This is a genomic window from Conexibacter sp. DBS9H8, from assembly GCF_023330685.1.
Classification (GTDB): Bacteria; Actinomycetota; Thermoleophilia; order Solirubrobacterales; family Solirubrobacteraceae; genus Palsa-465.
The window spans coordinates 3115304-3132950 of sequence record NZ_CP097128.1; the positions used below are offsets into that span (position 1 = coordinate 3115304).

General features: G+C 70.5%; 20 protein-coding genes. 6 read left to right on the top strand and 14 right to left on the bottom strand.

The window, feature by feature from the left end:
• Positions 1-4 precede the first annotated feature (4 nt).
• A complete protein-coding gene (locus tag M3M55_RS14820) occupies positions 5-691 on the top strand; it encodes a chlorite dismutase family protein (RefSeq protein ID WP_249010275.1) in 687 nt (228 codons plus the stop codon).
• A gap of 82 nt (positions 692-773) precedes the next feature.
• On the opposite strand, the gene M3M55_RS14825 is transcribed toward M3M55_RS14820, so the two are convergent.
• Together M3M55_RS14825 and M3M55_RS14830 are read right to left on the bottom strand one after the other, a co-directional pair.
• Complete coding sequence (locus tag M3M55_RS14825) at positions 774-1745, bottom strand: hypothetical protein (protein WP_249010276.1); 972 nt, start codon at positions 1743-1745, stop codon at positions 774-776.
• Positions 1746-1757: 12 nt separating this feature from the next.
• Positions 1758-2111: an iron-sulfur cluster assembly accessory protein gene (locus M3M55_RS14830; protein ID WP_249010277.1), complete on the bottom strand. Its 354-nt coding sequence runs from the start codon at positions 2109-2111 to the stop codon at positions 1758-1760.
• A gap of 68 nt (positions 2112-2179) precedes the next feature.
• Between M3M55_RS14830 and M3M55_RS14835 the strand changes: the two genes are divergently transcribed.
• Both M3M55_RS14835 and grxD read left to right on the top strand, forming a co-directional pair.
• Entirely contained in the window at positions 2180-2419 is a 240-nt protein-coding gene (locus M3M55_RS14835) for a BolA family protein (protein WP_249010278.1), read from the top strand.
• Entirely contained in the window at positions 2416-2814 is a 399-nt protein-coding gene (gene grxD / locus M3M55_RS14840; RefSeq protein WP_249010279.1) for a Grx4 family monothiol glutaredoxin, read from the top strand. The genes M3M55_RS14835 and grxD overlap by 4 nt, the downstream gene beginning before the upstream one ends.
• Before the next feature lie 35 nt (positions 2815-2849).
• Here the strand turns inward: grxD and M3M55_RS14845 are convergent, their stop codons facing one another.
• Together M3M55_RS14845 and M3M55_RS14850 are read right to left on the bottom strand one after the other, a co-directional pair.
• Complete coding sequence (locus M3M55_RS14845) at positions 2850-3731, bottom strand: hypothetical protein (protein ID WP_249010280.1); 882 nt, start codon at positions 3729-3731, stop codon at positions 2850-2852.
• Positions 3701-3964, bottom strand: a complete 264-nt coding sequence (locus tag M3M55_RS14850; protein WP_249010281.1) for a glutathione S-transferase N-terminal domain-containing protein — start codon at positions 3962-3964, stop codon at positions 3701-3703. The genes M3M55_RS14845 and M3M55_RS14850 overlap by 31 nt, the downstream gene beginning before the upstream one ends.
• 91 nt (positions 3965-4055) lie before the next feature.
• On the opposite strand from M3M55_RS14850, the gene M3M55_RS14855 reads away from it, so the two are divergent.
• Positions 4056-4910, top strand: coding sequence for a DegV family protein (locus tag M3M55_RS14855; RefSeq protein ID WP_249010282.1), 855 nt, complete (start codon positions 4056-4058; stop codon positions 4908-4910).
• A gap of 68 nt (positions 4911-4978) precedes the next feature.
• Here the strand turns inward: M3M55_RS14855 and M3M55_RS14860 are convergent, their stop codons facing one another.
• The 5 genes from M3M55_RS14860 to M3M55_RS14880 form a co-directional block, all read right to left on the bottom strand.
• Positions 4979-5323 (bottom strand): hypothetical protein, encoded by a 345-nt coding sequence (locus M3M55_RS14860; protein ID WP_249010283.1) that lies wholly within the window; start codon positions 5321-5323, stop codon positions 4979-4981.
• Positions 5324-6541, bottom strand: a complete 1218-nt coding sequence (locus tag M3M55_RS14865; protein ID WP_249010284.1) for a phage holin family protein — start codon at positions 6539-6541, stop codon at positions 5324-5326. It lies immediately after the preceding gene.
• Positions 6542-6646: 105 nt separating this feature from the next.
• Positions 6647-6784 (bottom strand): hypothetical protein, encoded by a 138-nt coding sequence (locus tag M3M55_RS14870; RefSeq protein WP_249010285.1) that lies wholly within the window; start codon positions 6782-6784, stop codon positions 6647-6649.
• A 62-nt stretch (positions 6785-6846) separates the two neighbouring features.
• Complete coding sequence (locus M3M55_RS14875; RefSeq protein WP_249010286.1) at positions 6847-7437, bottom strand: TetR/AcrR family transcriptional regulator; 591 nt, start codon at positions 7435-7437, stop codon at positions 6847-6849.
• Entirely contained in the window at positions 7437-8270 is an 834-nt protein-coding gene (locus M3M55_RS14880) for a carbon-nitrogen hydrolase family protein (RefSeq protein WP_256469016.1), read from the bottom strand. Before M3M55_RS14880 ends, M3M55_RS14875 begins: the two co-directional genes overlap by 1 nt.
• A gap of 471 nt (positions 8271-8741) precedes the next feature.
• On the opposite strand from M3M55_RS14880, the gene M3M55_RS14885 reads away from it, so the two are divergent.
• Complete coding sequence (locus M3M55_RS14885) at positions 8742-11027, top strand: molybdopterin-dependent oxidoreductase (RefSeq protein WP_249010288.1); 2286 nt, start codon at positions 8742-8744, stop codon at positions 11025-11027.
• Between the two features lie 52 nt (positions 11028-11079).
• On the opposite strand, the gene M3M55_RS14890 is transcribed toward M3M55_RS14885, so the two are convergent.
• The 5 genes from M3M55_RS14890 to M3M55_RS14910 form a co-directional block, all read right to left on the bottom strand.
• Positions 11080-11790, bottom strand: a complete 711-nt coding sequence (locus tag M3M55_RS14890; RefSeq protein WP_249010289.1) for a MerR family transcriptional regulator — start codon at positions 11788-11790, stop codon at positions 11080-11082.
• Complete coding sequence (locus M3M55_RS14895; RefSeq protein WP_249010290.1) at positions 11787-12677, bottom strand: 3-keto-5-aminohexanoate cleavage protein; 891 nt, start codon at positions 12675-12677, stop codon at positions 11787-11789. The genes M3M55_RS14890 and M3M55_RS14895 overlap by 4 nt, the downstream gene beginning before the upstream one ends.
• Positions 12678-12830: 153 nt before the next feature.
• Complete coding sequence (locus M3M55_RS14900) at positions 12831-14411, bottom strand: acyl-CoA carboxylase subunit beta (protein ID WP_249010291.1); 1581 nt, start codon at positions 14409-14411, stop codon at positions 12831-12833.
• Between the two features lie 73 nt (positions 14412-14484).
• Positions 14485-15270 carry an enoyl-CoA hydratase/isomerase family protein gene (locus tag M3M55_RS14905; RefSeq protein ID WP_249010292.1) on the bottom strand — a complete coding sequence of 262 codons (786 nt, stop codon included), beginning with the start codon at positions 15268-15270 and terminating at the stop codon, positions 14485-14487.
• Between the two features lie 10 nt (positions 15271-15280).
• Positions 15281-16303 carry a TIGR03617 family F420-dependent LLM class oxidoreductase gene (locus M3M55_RS14910; RefSeq protein WP_249010293.1) on the bottom strand — a complete coding sequence of 341 codons (1023 nt, stop codon included), beginning with the start codon at positions 16301-16303 and terminating at the stop codon, positions 15281-15283.
• 149 nt (positions 16304-16452) lie between these two features.
• Here M3M55_RS14910 and M3M55_RS14915 point away from each other — a divergent pair, with 149 nt between their 5' ends.
• Positions 16453-17643 (top strand): acyl-CoA dehydrogenase family protein, encoded by a 1191-nt coding sequence (locus M3M55_RS14915; RefSeq protein WP_249010294.1) that lies wholly within the window; start codon positions 16453-16455, stop codon positions 17641-17643.
• Positions 17644-17647 lie beyond the last annotated feature (4 nt).

A 17647-nucleotide genomic window follows, 5' to 3' on the forward strand; every position in this document is an offset into this window, starting at 1 on the left:
GGGTATGCCCGATCGCGTCTTCGTCAAGTACACGTTCTTCAAGGTCGACCCGGCGTGGCGGCGGCTGCCGCCGGCCGAGCGCGAGCTGCACAAGCGCGAATTCGCCGCGGCGTGTGAGAACTTCGCAGAAGACCACTACCTCGCGGCCTACAGCACCGTCGGTACGCGCGGCGACACCGACCTGATGCTCCAGACCCAGGCGGAGAACCTCGAACGGCTGCACGAGTTCCACGTGATCCTCAACCAGGCGGGGCTCGCCGCCTGGGTGACGCTGCCCTACAGCTACCTGGCGATGACCAAGCCGTCGGAGTATTCCGATGAGGCGCGACTGTCGCTTCGCCGGCACGAGAACCGTTATCTGTTCGTCTACCCGTTCATCAAGACGCGGGCCTGGTACGGGCTCGAAGCCGCCGAGCGCGGACGGATCATGGCCGAGCACATCCGGGTCGGCAAGGAGTTCCCGACCGTCGACATCAACACGTCCTACAGCTTCGGGCTCGACGATCAGGAGTTCGTGATCGCCTTCAACACCGACAACCCGGCGGACTTCCTCGATCTCGTCCAGCGGCTGCGCCCGACCGAGTCCTCCGCCTACACGCTGCGGGACACCCCGACGTTCACGTGCCTGTCGGCGAGCGTTGAGAAGGCGCTCGCCGCCCTCGACGGGGTCGCCCTCCCCGCGCTCGCCTGAGCGCGGGGACGTGGTGGTCCCGGAGGCTGAGGCGGGGCGGAGGCTGAGGCGGGGGATCGCGACCCCCGCCCCAGGGTCGGGTTCAGCCGCCGAGGCCGGCGCCGGCGCTCGCGGCGAGCGACTTCAGCGAGCCGAGCAGACCGTTGATCCCGAACGTGTCCGCCGCCGGCGGGATCGTCGGCGCGGGCTGGGGCCCGTAGGCGAGGAAGTCCATCTGCATCGTCGCCTTGACCGCGGACCCAGCGTGGCTACCGCTGAAGCTGAGGTCGAGCCGGCGAATGAGGTTCGCCGAGTCGATGTAGACGGTGAAGGGCAGCTTGGTCGAGCCGATCGCCTTGGCGGCCCTGGCGAGCTGGTGCGACATCGCGCTGCGGAGGGCGGCCGGCAGGCGCTGGCTCAGCTTGGCGAGGTCGAGCGTCCCGCTGTACTCGGTCGTCGCAACCCCGTTGACGGTCGCGCTGCCAACCTTCGTCACACCGTTGGTCGCCGCCGCCTCGAACTGCTTGAGCTCGGCCGCCGGATCCGTCGGGTTGGTCTGGCCGTTGAGGACGCTCGAGAGGCCGGGGATCTTCGAGGCGCCCGCCAGGTCGGCGAGGTTGATCGAGATCCACGACTTGTTGTGGGTGAAGGACCCGACAAGGCTCTGCACCGAGCTCGGGATCTTCAGGTACACCGTCTTGTTCGCGAGCACGAGGGAGAGCGGAAGGTGGGCGAGCAGGGTGCCCGCGAGTCCGAGCCCGGAGGCGTTCGGGGCGGCGACGGTGAGGTTGAGTTGCCCCTCAGCCGGCTTGGCATTGAACGCCCCGGTCCCGGCCACCTGCACAGTGCCGACCGAGGGGAGTGACTCCGTCAGCGTGTAGGCGACGCGCTCACCCTTGGCGGCGCCGGAGATGTCAGCGGCCTTGGCGATCACGGCTCCGCCGACCCCGGAGGAGCCGGCCGACGCGCTCGTGCTGTGGTGGGCGGCCGAGCCGCATCCGGCGATCGCCAGGGCGGCGGCGCCGAGGAGACCAATCGCACCGGTGCGGCGCGTGAGCGTACTGGGCAGGTGCATGGTGGCTCTCCTCTAGACCGCTGACACCGGCTCCTCTTCCGCGACACGGAAGGAGGAGCCACAACCACAGGCGGCGACGACGTTCGGGTTCTCGACCTTGAACCCCGCGCCCTGTAAGCCGTCGACGAAGTCGATGACCGATCCGCGGACGTAGGGAAGGCTCGGGCGGTCAACGAGCAGACGGATGCCGCGATCTTCGAAGACCTCGTCCCCGTCCCGCTGCTCGTCAAAGGCGAGCGCGTACTGAAAGCCCGAGCATCCGCCCCCGCGCACCCCGACCCGCAGGCCGGCCGTTTCGACCACGGCCTCCTGGCTGGCGAGGAACTCGCGGACCTTTTCGGCACCTCTGTCGGTGAGAGTGATCATGGTCCAGCTGATTGTAAAGCATCCCCGAGACCGCTTCATTCGGTAAAGCATGGCGCTACGCTTGTGCCATGTCCGTCACCCCGGAGGAGCTGAGACAGCGGATTGAAGCGGCGATCCCGCATGCCGTCGCCGAGGTGACCGGAGACGGCCACCACTTCCGCGCCGAGGTCACCTCCCCCGTCTTCGCCGGCCTTGGCCGGATCGCCCAGCACCAGCTCGTCTACGCCGTGTTCGGTGATGAGATCGGTGACCGTATCCACGCCCTGTCGATCAAGACGACGACGCCAACCACGGAGGCTTTGAGATGACCGAGCCCGCAACCAACGAGATGCGCGACGCGATCGCGTCCGCGATCTCCGACAACCCGGTGATCCTGTTCATGAAGGGGAGTCCGGAGGCGCCGGCGTGTGGCTTCTCCGCGCGGACGATCTCGGTTCTGCGCCAGCTCGACACCCCCTTTGCCGCCGTGGACGTCCTCCCCGACCCGCGCATCCGTCAGGAGCTGACCCAGATCTCCGGCTGGCCGACGATCCCCCAGCTGTTCGTTGACGGCGAGCTCGTCGGCGGCGCCGACATCGTCGCCGAGATGTACGAGTCCGGGGAGCTCGCCTCCCTGCTCGGGGTCGACCCGGCCGCCGGAGCGGTCCCGGAGCCGACCCCCGGCGGGTCGGCTCCGTTGTCGATCGAGAACCGGCTCAACTGACAGCCGCTGAGCGGCGGGCCTGCCGGGCCCGCCGCTCAGCTGGCCCGCTTGGCGACCGGCCCGCCGAGGTAGCCGGTCTCCTTCAGGAAGGTGGTGAGTTTGCGGACGAACTTCAGTCCGTGAGCGAGCCCCGGGATTCCCGAGTTGAGGTGACCGGCGAGTGCCTGGGTGTGCAGGAAGTGCGCGACCTGAGCGCTGTTTCCGAGCTCGTCCTCATCCGCGGCCCACGCGGCGATGATGCCGACCGTGTCGGACCAGTGCTGCCGCGCTTGGGCGCGGTAGGCGGCGAGGTAGGTGGCGGCATCCCGGGCGATCAACCTCGGGTAGTGGCGGGTCACGTTGATCAGGGCGCTGCCGTTGAAGTGCAGCAGCTGCAGGGGCAGCCCGGAGGCGGCGTAGTCGGTGAAGGCGTAGGCGAAGCGATCGTCGGCGGTCTGGAACACCGTCGTCGGACCGAAGTGCGCCAGCCGGAAGCCGGGATCGCCGAAGTTGTGCGTGAGGATCCGGTAGTGCCGAGTGGCCGGGTCGTAGGTGAAGATCTCAGAGACGCTGCAGCAGTGGGCGCCGCCCGTGTAGAGGTTGACGAGCACGTTCGGCTCCCTGTTGGGAAGCAGGTCGAGGACCTGCACGGCGTGACCGTAGGCGACGTCGCAGTAGGCGCCGCAGGCCCGAGCGGTCACCGGCGCGTCATAGAGGCGCCGCCCCGCCCGCGTGATCGACAGGGTGATGTGCGGGTTCACGACCGGACTGGTCGCCCGGTAGGTGAGCTGGGCGCGGACCGTCCCGCCGTGGGCGAGGGGCGCCTGGGCGCTCTGGGTACGGGTCGGGGCCGGTGCGGCGACCGCAGTGACGGCGATGCCCAGTGCGGCACAGAGGCCGGCGGCGATCAGGGTGAGTCGAGCTCGGAGGCGTGGCACAGATACTCCAGGTGTTCGAGGATTCGGCGGGAATCGCAGATGACCTCGGCGTCGATCACCAGCAGCGGGACCCGATTCTGCCCGCTGAGGGCGACCACCTCCGGCCGCTCGCGCCGGCGCAGCGGGACCGTCACCTCGGTGAAGGCGACGCCGGCGCGACGGAGCCGGCGCGCGACCCTTCCGCAGGGACACAGGCGGTCAGTCGGGGTGCTGCAACGATAGAGAACGGCCATGGACGGTCAGCGACTCAGGCGGATTGGGGGGGGTCCGGTCCTCTGCGAGACTGTAGGTGATGGCGGCACCCGCTGCTAGGGTCACGCGCTCGTGCCCATCACGGTCGTCACCGATACCTGCGCCTACCTGCCGCCCGAGGTGATCGAGCAGTTCAACATCGCCGTGGTCAGCCTCTACGTGCACATCGGCGGGGAGGCGATCCGAGAGGCGGACATCACCGACTACGGGGACTACTTCCGTCGGCTGGGCTCCGCCAGCGAGCTGCCGACGACCTCCCAGCCCTCGATCGGGGACTTCCTCGCCGTCTATGAGCCGCTGATCGACGCCGGCCATGAGATCGTCTCCCTCCACCTCGCCGGCGGCATGTCGGGCACCGTCCACACGGCCGAGCAGGCCCGCCAACAGCTCGGTGGGGCCGCGGACCGCGTCCGTGTGATCGACACCCACGTCGCGGGGGGCGCCCAGGGTCTGATGGTGCAGACCGCCGCCAAGACGATCGAGCGCGGCGGCGATCTCGACGCCGTCGTCAGCCGGGTGCGGGAAGTCCACGCGGCGATGCGCTTCTGGTTCGTCGTCGACACGCTCGAGTACCTGCGCCGCGGGGGGCGGATCGGCGGCGCCCAGGCGTGGCTGGGGACGGCACTGAAGATCAAGCCGATCCTGTCCGTGGCGGAGGAGATCACGCCGGTCGAGCGGGTGCGGACGACCAAGCGCGCCTTTGACCGGCTCGTCGCCCTCCTCGAGCAGACGCGAGCCGATGGCGCGGACGGCTGGGCGGTCCAGCACATCCAAGCCCCCGAGTACGCCGACGCGCTCGTCGAGCGCGGCCGGGCGATCTTTGGCCGGGAACCGCTCTTCGTGTCCGAGATCGGTCCGGTCATCGGCACCCACGTCGGCCCCGGGCTGATCGGCGCGGGCGCGATCCCGACCGCGCTCGTCACCTGACCGCCCCCGGGAGTGAGCCCCGGAGGGCGGTCCGACTCAGCGGATCTGGCCGTCTCAGCGGGGCTTGGTCAGCGGGACTTGGTCTTGACCTTGGCGGCGAGCTTGGCCGCCTTGCGCTCGGCCTTGCGGGCCTCCGCGAGGATCTTCTCCGCCCGCGCCTGACCGCGACGAGCCTTGCGGCGGCGGCGGCCGAACAGCAGGCCGAAGACGCCCCCGATCCCGCCGGCGAGCACGAAGCCGCCGGCCGCGGCGGCCACCATCAGGGTCTCCTGGTTCGCGCGCACCTGGGAGCGCCAGTCCGTCAAGTCGCTCACCTCCTCACGCAGCTTGCCGAGCGACTCGCCCAGCGCGACCCGGTTCTCCTCAATCGAGGCCCGAATCTCCTCGGGCGTCCGCTTCGTGCTTGAGGGCATCTACCTCTCCACGTCGGGGTTCGGGGACGAGGCATCAACGCTCGCCGGATCAATCCGCTCGAACTGGAAGGTGGGCTGTTCGTCCGCGGGGGCAGGTTCGTCGGCGAGCAGGCGGGGCTGGTCCCGGACGGGATCGACCTCGTTGGAGGTGGTCGCCTCCCCCTCCTCGAGGTGGGGACGAGCAATCGGCTCGGACACGAACTGCGGGGCCGGCTCGACCTCGGACTCACCAGCGCCATTGGCCGGGGGGGAGTCGACGAGCCACTGGGACGGGGGGGTCGGCGGGACCCACGGAGCCGGCGGTCCGAGAGGGAGCCCGGCCCCAGCCGACGGTTCGGCGCCAGCCGGCGGTTCGGCGCCAGCCGGCGGTTCGGCGCCAGCCGGCGGTTCAGTGGCGGCCGGCTCGCTCGAGCCGGTGCTCTGGGCGGGTGCCCAGGGTGACGGCGTCGCTGCCCAGGGTGACGGCGGCAGGGTGTCGGCCGCCGGGTGTGTCGGAGCCGCCTCGGGCTCGGGCTCGGGCGCGGACGGCTCGGGCTCGGGCTCGGGCTCGACGGTCGAGGTCGGCTCGGCGGCGGTGGCCGGGCCCTCCGATGCCCTCGGCGAGGTTGGCGCGGGCGTCGTCGGAGTCGGCGCGGGCGTCGTCGGGGTCGGCGCGACCGGCTCTGGCGCCACAGCCGCCGCCGACGCGGACGGTGTGGCAGAGGTCGACTCAGAGGCAGAAGGCGCGGTGACGGTGGCCGACATGGCGTTGGCCACGCCCTCCCGCAGGTGGGCGGCCGTCCCCGGACCGCCAAAGGCGGCGACCGTGTCCTTGATCTTCTTTCCCTCCGAGATCGCCATCTTCGGGGTCGGAGCGCCGACCTTGAGCTTGCGCCATGCGAACAGGAACGACCCGACGGTCAGGACGAGGAGGATGATCAGGACGATCAGGAACCCGAGCCACAGTGACCCGGCGCCACTGACGAAGATGCCGTCGAACACCCAGGCGAGCGTGAGCAGGAAGAAGACGACGGCGAAGATGCCGAAGACCGCCCCGACGGCAACGGCGGCCGCGCCGCGGGCGAGACTCGTGGCCTTCTGGATGACCTCGGTCTTGGCGAGCTCGATCTCATCCTGCACGAGCCGTGTGAGGCGATCGGAGACCTCGGCGAGCGCGGCGGCGAAGTTCTCGTTGCCGTTGGTCCCGCGCTGGCCAGCACCGGGTCGGTTACGCGGCAAGGCGCTTCACAACCTTGGCGACGAGGACTCCGGCGACGAGAGCCGCCCCGACGAGGTATTCGGGATGCTCGGCAGTGACGGATCGGCTGACGGGGGCTGAATCACTCATTCGGGCGGATCCTCACCGAACGCGCGCTTCCAGATCAGCTCCGCGAGCTTGGTCGTCGCGATACTGGCACCCGCTCCGAGGCCAGCCAACAGCGCGGACCAGAGCAGCTTTTTGACCAACGGGCTCTCCTTCACCGGTCCGATTCAAGCAAACCGGGGAGCGGAAGGGGCCGGGGCAGCGACTCCGCAGCACCGCTTCACGCCTCCAGACCGCCGCAGATGATCTCGACGATCTCCCGCTTGGCCCGGTTGATCTCCGCCGCCGGACGCGGCTCCCCGGCGAAGATCCAGGTGGTCAGGACCTGCTCGACGAGGCCGAAGAAGGCCTGTGCGGCCAAGGTCGGATCGATCCCCGAGCGGAACTCCCCCGCACGCCGGCCGGCATCGACGATCGAGGCGACCCCGGCGAACGCCTGCTCGATCTTCTCGCGATGGGTCCGTCCGAAACTGTTCGCCGCCCGGGTCACCTCGACGATGATCACCTTCATCAGCGCCGGGTCGTGCCCGTAGGACTCGAGGATGAAGGCGGCGACCGTCGCGAGCTTGGTCCGGGCGCGGAGGTCGGAGGCGTCGGCCTCCGCGATCGCGTCGAGCATCACGTCCCAACGCTCGAGGAACAGCGTGTCGAGGATCTGCTCCTTGGAGGTGAAGTAGTGGTAGACGAGCCCGTAGGCGACCCCGGCAGCGTCGGCGATGTCGGAGACCCGGCAGGTGTGAAAGCCCTGATCGGCAAACACCCGGATCGCGGCGTCGAGGATCTGGCGGCGCCGGTCCGTCGCGGTCGCCATCAGGGCTCCAGCCGCATCGAGGGTGCCAGGCGCCGGTGGGCGAGCGCCGGCAGCTCCCGCCGCACCCGCTCGAGCTGGGTGAGATCGAGGTCGGCGATCACGTGGGTCTCGCGGTCGGGAGCACGGGCCAGCACGACGCCCCACGGGTCGACGATCGCCGAGCGGCCGCCGGACCGGTGGCCCGGCAGGAACGCGCCGATCTGGTTCGCCGCGACGACGAACGCCTGATTCTCGATCGCCCGGGCGCGAAGCAGCACGTCCCAGTGGTCCCGGGTCGTGGCGAGCGTGAAGGCGGACGGAACGGCGATCACCTCGACCCCGGCCAAGGCGCGGTAGAGCTCGGGAAAGCGCAGGTCGTAGCAGACACTGAGACCGATCCGGGCGCCGGTGGCGAGGACCGAGGAGACGACCCGGTCCCCCGCCTCCTCCATGTCAGACTCGGCATAGCGGACCCCGTCGACCTCGACGTCGAACAGGTGCAGTTTGGAGTAGGCCGCCCGCACCCCCCCGTCGGGGCCGTAGTGGACCGACGTGTTCGCATACCGGTTCTGTCCCGGACGCCGCTCGAGGATCGAACCGGCGATCAGATCGATCCCCAGCTCGCCCGCGATCGCAGCGCCCCACCCTCCCGCGGGACCGTCGAGGGGCTGGGCGTGGGCGGCCATCACCTCGGCCCCGGCGAGGACGTGCCACTTCTCCGGGAGAACGACAAGTTCGGCGCCGTCCCGGGCCGCGGCACGGACGAGCCGGTCGGCGGTCTCGAGGTTGGCCGCCACGTTCCCGGTGCTGTTCATCTGCACCGCAGCGGCTCGGATAGTCTTCGCGTCGGTCACGTCGTCGTCGTTGTCGATCCCGCGGTGGGCAGACCGTCCGCGGCCAGCGGTCCGCTCACCCGGTACCGAAGCGGGGGGCGGCCCGCACGTGGACTCATTGATTGACTGGTCAGTCAAGGGAGCATATCGGTCGGCTTGGTGTCTTCCCACCCGCCACCGCTCAACGCGCCTGGGGCGAGCGTCCAGCTCCCGAGATTCCAGGCGTTCCGCAGAACACACTCAGCCTCGACCTTAGCTTGACTCTTGACCGGGACGCGTGCTCCTCGGGTGACGCCTCGCAGCACCCGAGGGCTCAGCACCACCACTGCCGCCCGGGCTGCCCCCCGGGTGCACGCGGCGTGTCGCTCAGCGCCCGCCGCCGCGCAGCGGCCCGCCGGACATTCCGGACCCCACACCGCTGCGCACGCGCGTAAGCTCCGTCTCGGGTCTCGACCCGTCAGAACCCAGAGGCGAGGGAAACGGAGTGTGGCGATGAGCGACGGATCAACCCGGGTCAGCTATCGCAGCTGTGCCCTGTGTGAGGCGAGCTGCGGGCTCGAGCTCACCCTCGACGGAGATCGGGTGCTGAAGGTCCGTGGGGACGCGGCGGATGTCTTCAGCCACGGGTTCATCTGTCCCAAGGGCGCCTCGATCGGCAGCCTCCACCACGACCCCGACCGCCTCCGGATGCCGCTGCGACGAGGTCCGGACGGGAGTCTGGCCGAGTGCGGCTGGGAGGAGGCGTTCGCTGCGGTCGCCGACGGCCTCGGGCGCGTCCAGGCCGCCCACGGCCGGGACGCCGTGGCGATGTACACCGGCAACCCGGGCGCGCACGCGCTCGCCCTCGCGCTATATGGCCGTGTCCTCGCCAAGGCGCTCGGCACCCGCAACCTCTACACCGCCTCAACGGTGGATCAGTTCCCGAAGATGTACGCGAGCGCCCTGATGTTCGGCGCTCCACTGAGCGTCGCCGTGCCCGACCTGGACCGCACCGACTTCCTCCTCCTGATCGGCGCGAACCCGTGGGCGTCCAACGGGTCGCTGATGACCGCCCCCGACACCCGGGGGCGCCTGCGCGCGCTGCGACGCCGGGGTGGCCGTCTGATCGTGATCGACCCGCGCCGGACCCAGACGGCGACGGCGGCGGACCGCCACCACTTCATCCGCCCCGGCACGGACGCGCTCGCGCTGTTCGCGCTCGTGCAGGTGATCCTCGCCGAGGGCCGCAGCGACCTCGGCCGGCTCGCGCCGATGGTGAACGGACTCGAGGCCCTCGACGAGCTCGCCGCCCCGTTCACGCCCGAGGCGGTCGCCCCGCATACGGGGATTCCCGCCGCGGATCTGCGCGCGCTCGCGCGGGAGTTGGCTGACGCCCCGAGCGCAGCCGTCTACGGCCGCTTTGGCACGAGCACCCAGAGCTTCGGCACGGTCGCCTCATGGCTGATCGACGTGCTCAACATCCTCACCGGCAACCTCGACACCCCCGGCGGGGCGATGTTCCCGTGGCCGGCGGTCGGCCACGCCGGCAGCAAGGGGCCGGCCGGAAGCGGCCGAGGCGCCCGGCCCCCGCGGTTCCACTCCCGGGTCCGTGGCCAGGCGGAGATCCTCGGCGAGCTGCCGGCCGCCTGTCTCGCCGAGGAGATCGACACCCCCGGCGAAGGCCGGGTCCGGGCGCTCATCACCCTCGCGGGCAACCCGGTCCTCTCCCTCCCCAACGGTGACCGCCTCGACGCCGCCCTCGGTGACCTCGAGTTCATGGTCAGCGTCGACTTCTACCTCAACGAGACGACCCGGCACGCCGACGTGATCCTCCCGGTCCCCTCGCCGCTGGAGAAGGCCCACTACGAGCTGATCATCGCCGGCTTCAGCATCCGTGATGTCGCCCACTACTCCCCGGCGACCCTTCCCCGCCCCGACGGGATGCCCGAGGAGGACGAGACACTGCTGCGCCTGAGCGCGATCGCCGCCGGGCTCGGCGCCGATGCCGACCCCGGCGCCGTCGACGCCGCGATCGCCCTCGGCCTCACCGAGCGGGAGAGCGCAACCTCCGGCTCCCCCGCCCACGGGCTCGACCCGGAGGCGATCCTCGCCGCGCTCGCCCCGCGAACCGGAGCTGAGCGGATGCTCGACCTGATGCTGCGCACCGGTCCCTACGGCCTCGGCTTTCCCGAACTGGACGCCCCCGGCCCCGGGGAGACCTGCCTCGCCCACCTCGAGGCCCACCCCCACGGCGTCGACTACGGCCCCCTGCGCCCCCACCTCCCCGAGATCCTGCGCACCCCGTCAGGCCGGATCGAGCTCGCCCCCGCCCCGATCCTCGCCGACCTCCCTCGGCTCCGCGCGCGCCTCACCGGTCCGGCCCCCGGACCGGACGGGGAGCTGCTGATGATCGGCCGCCGGGACCTGCGCTCGAACAACTCGTGGATGCACAACCTCGACAAGCTCGTCGACGGCCCGCTCCGCTGCCGGCTGCAGATCCACCCGGCCGACGCGGCCCGGGCGGGGATCGCCGACGGTGACCCGGTCACCGTCCGGTCGCGGGTCGGTGCGATCACCGCCCCCGCCCAGGTGACCGACGCGATCATGCCGGGCGTGCTCAGCCTCCCCCACGGCTGGGGCCACGGCCGTGACGACACCCGCCAGCGGGTCGCCAACGCCCATCCCGGGGTCAACCTCAACGTCCTCTCCGACGACCTCGAGCTCGAGCCGCTCACCGGCACCGCCGTGCTGTGCGGCGTTCCCGTCCGGGTGACGCGGGCCGCCGTGACGCCGGCCTGAGCAGGCGTGTCCGTTCCGGGGGTGGTCCTGTGAGACCACCCCCGGACCACCGCTATCCGGCGCGCCGACGGGCGATCTCGGCGAGCAGCATCTTCGAGTGCATCGCCCCGATCAGGTCGCGCAGGGGGCCGTCGGCGGACTGGATGATCTCGAGGGCGCGGTCGGCGTCGACCTGGGTGGCGACGCGGGTGACGAGCGTCGTCACCTCCTCGACGACGAGGGCGGCCATCGCGTCGCGGTAACGGAGGGTGTCATAGACGGTGAAGCCGAGGGACTGCTCATAGCCCCCGGCGCGGAAGCGGGAGATCGCCTCGATGATCGCGACGTCGTCGCGGTCATAGCCGCGACTCGTCGGGGTGAGCACGCCGATCGCCTCGAGCCGGTCGAGCACGTCGCGTGGCAGGTCATAGGTCTCGCGGGCGCGCGTGCGGGACATGCGGGTGGAGTCGTTGGCCTCGACCGCGCGGGTGAGGATGCGGTCCTCCACCTCGATCACCCGGGCCACCTCCTCGGGTGAGGAGCGCATCAGGTCGCGGATCAGCCGCAGGGGCCAGTAGCGCTCCTCCTGGAGGCGCTTGACGAGCTGGATGCGCTCCACGAACTCGGGCGGATACCAGGCCATGTTGCGGCTCGTGCGGATCACCCCGTCGACGGGGCCGAGCACCCCCTCACGCAGGTAGTACTTGATCGTCGCCGCGGGGACGCCCGAGCGTTCGGCGAGCTCGGCCATCTTCAACAGCCCGGATGTCTGCGTGGCGCTCACCCGGCGGGCGCGGGCTGGGCCCGCACCCCGAGCATCCGGCGGGCCTCGGTGACGGTGGCGAGGCGGCGGCCACAGTCGGTCGCCATCTGGGCCGCCTTGGCGATGAGGTCGCCGTTGGAACGGGCGACGCTGCCATCGGGCAGGTAGAAGTTGTCCTCCACCCCGGCCCGGATCGAGCCGCCGAGGACGAGCGCGGCGGCGATCATCTGCCACTGGATCCGGCCGATCCCGATCACCCCCCAGTGGGCGGCGCCGTCGATGGCGGCGTAGTTGTCGGCCATCGTCTTGAGGTTGGCCGCTGTCGGCGGAATGCCACCAAGGACGCCCATGATGAAGTCGGCGTGCAGGGGGGCCGACAGCAGGCCCATGTCGACGAGCGGGGCGAGGCTGGCGACGTGGCCGACGTCGAAGCACTCGTGCTCGGGCTTGATCTCGAGACGGCGCATCGCCTCGAGCAGCTCGAGGATCTCCTCCCACGGGTTGGAGAAGACGAAGTTGAACACGAACGCCTTGCGGCTGGCGCTGTACTTGGCGTAGTTCATCGAGCCCATGTTGAGGGCGGCGACCTCCGGCCGGCCAGCCTCGAGGTAGCGCACGCGGGTGGCGACGTCGACGCCGATGGTGCCGGTAGAGAAGTTGATGATCGCCTGATCGGCGATCTCGTCGACGATCGCGGTCTTGATCGCGAGGAAGTCCTCGACGGCGGTGGAGGGGGTGCCGTCGGGGGTGCGGGCGTGGATGTGGATGTGGACGGCGCCGGCGTCGACGGCACGGCGGGCCTCGGCGGCGTACTCGGCAGGGGTGTAGGGGATCGCCACGCACTGGGCGCGGTTGGCGAGGGCGCCGGAGATGGCGCAGGTGAGGACGACGGGGTCATCGAGGGCCATCAGCGGGCTCCGGGGTCGGGGTGGTGGCGGGGGCGCGGTCCGGGGTGGCGGCGCTCGCGGGAGTGGCCGCGCTCGCGGGAGTGGCCGCGCTGGCGGGCCGGCCCCGGGGAGCGTGTTCACTTTTTCGTCGATACGACGAAAAATCGCACTCGGTCATACCGGGACGACCCCGTTGCGCTTCCATGGGCGCTCGATCCGCTTCGTCTCGGCGATCTCCAGCGCGCGGGCGATCGTCTGGCGGGTCTCACGCGGGTCGATCACGTCGTCGATCATCCCGTTCTTGGCGGCGATGTAGACGTCGATCGTCTCGTTGATCGCGGCGATCAGCTCGGCCTTCTTGGCGGCGGGGTCCTCCGCCTCCTCGACGATCTTGCGGAAGATGATCTCGACCGCGCCCTCGGCCCCCATCACGCTGATCTCCGCCGTCGGCCAGGCGACGATCGTGTCCGGGTCATAGCCCTTGCCGCACATCACGTAGTAGCCGGCCCCGTAGGCCTTGCGGGTGATGACGGTGACCTTGGGGACGGTCGCGTTCGCCGTCGCGTACAGCATCTTGGCCCCGTGGCGGATGATTCCGCCCGCCTCCACCTGGGTGCCGACCATGAACCCGGGGACGTCCATCAGGTAGATGAGGGCGATCCCGAACGCGTTGGCGAGGTTGATCGCCCGGGCGGCCTTGTCGGCCGAGTCGTTGTCGAGGATCCCGCCGAGCACCTTGGGCTGGTTGGCGATGATCATCGCCGGGCGGCCGCCGAAGCGGGCGAGGCAGGTGATCACCGTGGTTGCGAAGTCGGGCTTGAGGTCGAAGTAGGCACCGTCGTCGACGATCGCCTCGATCACCCGGTACATGTCATAGGGCTGGCGGTTGGACGGCGGCAGGACCTCCAGCAGCGACTCCTCGGCCCGGTCGATCGGGTCGGTGCAGTGCTGGCGGGGCGGCGGCTGGTCGCAGCTGGAGGGCATGAAGGAGAGGTAGACGCGGATCGCGTTGATGCACTCCTCGTCTGAGTCGACCTCGAGGTCGGCGACCCCGGAGCGGCGGGCGTGAACGGCCGAGCCGCCGAGCTCCTCGGCGCTGACGTTCTCCCCGACGGCGGCGCGGACGAGGTGGGGGCCCGCCAGGGCCATCGACCCGCGGCCACGGACCATCGGGACGAAGTCGGCGAGACCGGGGATGTAGGCGGTCCCGGCTGCACAGGGGCCCATCACCGCGGCGATCTGCGGGATCACCCCGGAGGCGATCACCTCGTCCCGGAAGAGGAAGCCGGTCTCGGCAAACAGCGATCCGACCGCCTCCTGGATCCGCGCTCCGGCGGAGTCGAGCAGCCAGATGAACGGCATCCGCCGCTCCAGCGCGAGCCGGCGCAGCCGCGTGACCTTGTGCTCCCCGGAGGCGCCCATCGCGCCGGCCATCACGGTGAAGTCATAGGCGGCGACGGCGACCATCCGCCCGTCGACGCGGCCATAGCCACAGATCACCCCGTCCGCGGCGGCCTCCTTGCCCGCGTTGGCGACGAAGGCGAAGTTCGGCCCGGCGTGAAGGCCGATCTCGACCCAGGTGCCGGAGTCGATCAGCAGGTCGAGCCGTTCGCGCGCGGTGAGCTTGTCCTGGGCGTGCTGGCGCTCGATCTTCTCGGCGCCGCCGCCGAGCCGGGCCCGCTCCCGGCGGGCGGTCAGGTCGTCAACGAGTCCGCGCAGGCGGGTGGTGGTCGGTTCTGTCACGGTGCTCCCCATGTGGAAAGTGGAGAGTACTACTTTCCGCTCATCACCTGGCCGTGCACACGGGCCCGCCCGCGCCGCCGCATGCCTAGCGGCCCGTCCAGACCGGCGGGCGCTTCTCAAAGAACGCCCGCACCCCCTCGACGATGTCCTCGGTCGAGAGGGCGAGGGCGAGCTGGCTGCGCAGGTAGTCGAGGGCGTCCTCGAGATCGAGGTCGGCCGAGCGCCACAGCGCGTCCTTGCCGAGCTTGATGATCGCCGGGGAGCGGCCCGCCAGCTTGGCCGCCCACTCGGCCACGCCCGCATCGAAGGCGTCGGGACTGAGGACACGGTTGGCGAGCCCGAGGGTCACCGCCTCCTCTGCGGAGATCTGCTCGCCAAGGAGCAGCAGCTCAGTCGCCCGCTTGCGCCCGACGTTGCGGATGAGCAGAGCCGAGACCATGAACGGAAAGGTGCCGACCCCGATCTCCGGCGCCCCGAAGCGGGCCCCCTCGCGGGCGATGACGAGGTCACAGGAGAGCGCGAGCCCGAGCGCGCCGGCGAGCACATGCCCGGAGGCGGCACAGATCGACGGTTTGCCAAGCTCCCCGAGGAGGACGAAGATCCGCGGCAGCAGCTCAGTCCCGGCGTGCTTCTCCAGCACCGATGCCTCCGCCCCGAAGGCACCGAGGTTCGCCCCGGAGGAGAACACGGTCGGATGGGTGGAGGCGAGCACGACGACACGCACCTCCGGGTCCGCCCGCGCGGCAAGCAGCGCCGCCTCCAGCTCACCGAGCAACTCGACCGAGAGAGCGTTGCGGGTGTCGGGCTGGTCCAGGGCGACGGTGGCGACCCCGTCGGCGACGTCGTAGCGGAGGGTGGAGAAGGCGGACATGGCCGCCAGATTAGGCGGGAGCGGAGGCGCGCAGCGCCGCCATCAGGGCGTCCCGGCGGTCGGGGTCGAGGTCGGCGGGCAGGCTCAGCTGCAGGCGGGTGACGATGTCCCCGTAGCGGCGGACGAGCTCGGCGACGACCTCCTCAGGGGTGCCGATGACGGCAAAGGCGTCGAGCACCTCCGGGCCGATCAGCTCCTGGAGGGCAAGCCAGCGGTCCTCCCGGGTGAGCGCGTTGAGCTCATCCTGTAAGTCGCCCCAGCCGTGGCAATCGAGCACCGGCCGGTAGGCGGGGGTCGAGCCGTAGAAGCCGATCTGGCTGCGGATCAGCGTCGCCCCCCGCTCCCGTTCGGTCTCCGAGTCGGACGCGAAGGCGAAGACGGGCAGGACGATGTCAAAGCCCTCGAGGCTCTTGCCGGCCCGGGCGCGGCCGGCGCGAAGGGCGGGCAGGGTCACCTCCCGCAGGTAGCGCTCGGTCTGGAAGCCGTGGGAGATGAACCCGTCGGCGGCCTCGGCCGCCGTCGCGGTCATCTTCTCCCCCACCCCGGCGAGCAGGATCGGCGGCGGCCCGTGCGGGTGCGGCGGCGGGGCAAAGGCCGGGGTCATCAGCGTGTGGGCGTAGAAGTCGCCGCGGAAGTCGAGCTTCTCCCCGGTCTCCCAGGCCGCCCAGATCGCCCGTAGCGCGGCGATGAACTCGGCCATCCGCGGAGCCGGGTGCGACCAGGGCATCGAGAAGCGGCGGACGACGTGGGCCTTGACCTGGGAGCCGAGGCCGAGGTGGAAGCGTCCGGCCGAGAGGACCTGGAGGTCATTGGCGGCCATGGCGACGGTCATCGGGTTGCGGGCAAAGGCGACGGTGATGCCCGTCCCGACGGCGATCCGCTGCGTCGCCGTCGCCGCCGCGGCCGCGCCGATCAGCGCGTCGATCTGGGTCTCGGGCGCCCACCAGCCGTCATAGCCGTCGGCCTCGGCCCGGGCCGCCCCCGCCGCGGCCGCCAGGACCGTGTCGTAGTAGCCGCCGAGATCGACCTGCATCGGCGGGGATCCTAACGCCCGTCCGCGGTGCGCGGCCCACCCCCACGCCCCGGCGGGTTCCCGGCGGACGACCTCGGCCACCCGTGGCAAGTAGAAAGTCCTACTATTCACTTTGACGCGTCCGATCAGCCGACCGAGGAGAGCCGCCGATGGCCACCGACACCGTGGTGAAGCCCGACTTCACCGCTTCCCGCAAGCACTTCATCTTCACCGACGAGCACGACCAGCTGCGTGACTCGATCCGGCGCTTTGTCGAGAAGGAGTTGCGCCCCCACGCCGAGGAGTGGGAGGAGACGACCTTCCCCGACTGGGTCTTTCACCGGATGGGCGAGCTCGGCTTCCTCGGCCTCGACAAGCCCGAGGAGCTCGGCGGGCAGGGCGGCGACTACTACACGTCCCTGGTCCTGTCGGAGGAGCTCGCCCGCTCGGAGTCGGGCGGGATGGCGATGGGGGTGGCCGTCCACACCGACATGGCGATGCCGCCGATCATCGCCTTCGGCACGCCCGAGCAGAAGCAGGAGTGGGTCGTGCCCGCGATCAAGGGCGAGAAGATCCTCTGCCTCGGGATCACCGAGCCGGACGCGGGCTCCGACGTCGCCGGGATCAAGACCCGGGCGGTCTATGACGCCGCCAACGACGAGTACGTGATCAACGGCTCCAAGACCTACATCACCAACGGCCACCGCGCCGACGTGATCCTGCTCGTGACCAAGACCGACCCGGACGCCGGCTATGACGGAGTCACCCTGTTCCTCGTCCCGATGGACAGCCCCGGGGTGATCAAGGAGAAGAAGCTCGACAAGCTCGGGATGCGCTCCTCCGACACCGCCCTGCTCGCCTTCCAGGACGTCCGCGTCCCCGCCAGCGCTGTCCTCGGTGAGGTCGGCAAGGGCTTCTACCACATCATGTGGGAGCTCCAGGGGGAGCGGCTGATCATGTGCGCGGGCGCGGTCGCCGGAGCCCAGCTGGTGATGGAGAAGACCCTCCAGTACGCGAAGGACCGCAAGGCGTTCGGCCGTCCGATCGCCAACTTCCAGGTCACCCGGCACAAGTTCGCGGAGATGGCGACCAAGATCGAGGCGGCCCGCGCGCTCACCTACACGACCGCGTGGCGGTTCCAGAACAAGGAGTACCCGGTCCGGGAGATCTCGATGGCCAAGCTGTACGTGTCGCGGATCGCCGTCGAGGTCGCGGATGAGTGCATCCAGATCCACGGCGGCGCCGGCTACATGCGCGAGTACGGCGTCGAGCGGGTGTGGCGGGACATGCGCCTGAACCGGATCGGCGCGGGAACCGACGAGGTGATGCTCGAGGTGATCGGCAAATCCTTCGGGATCTAGGCCG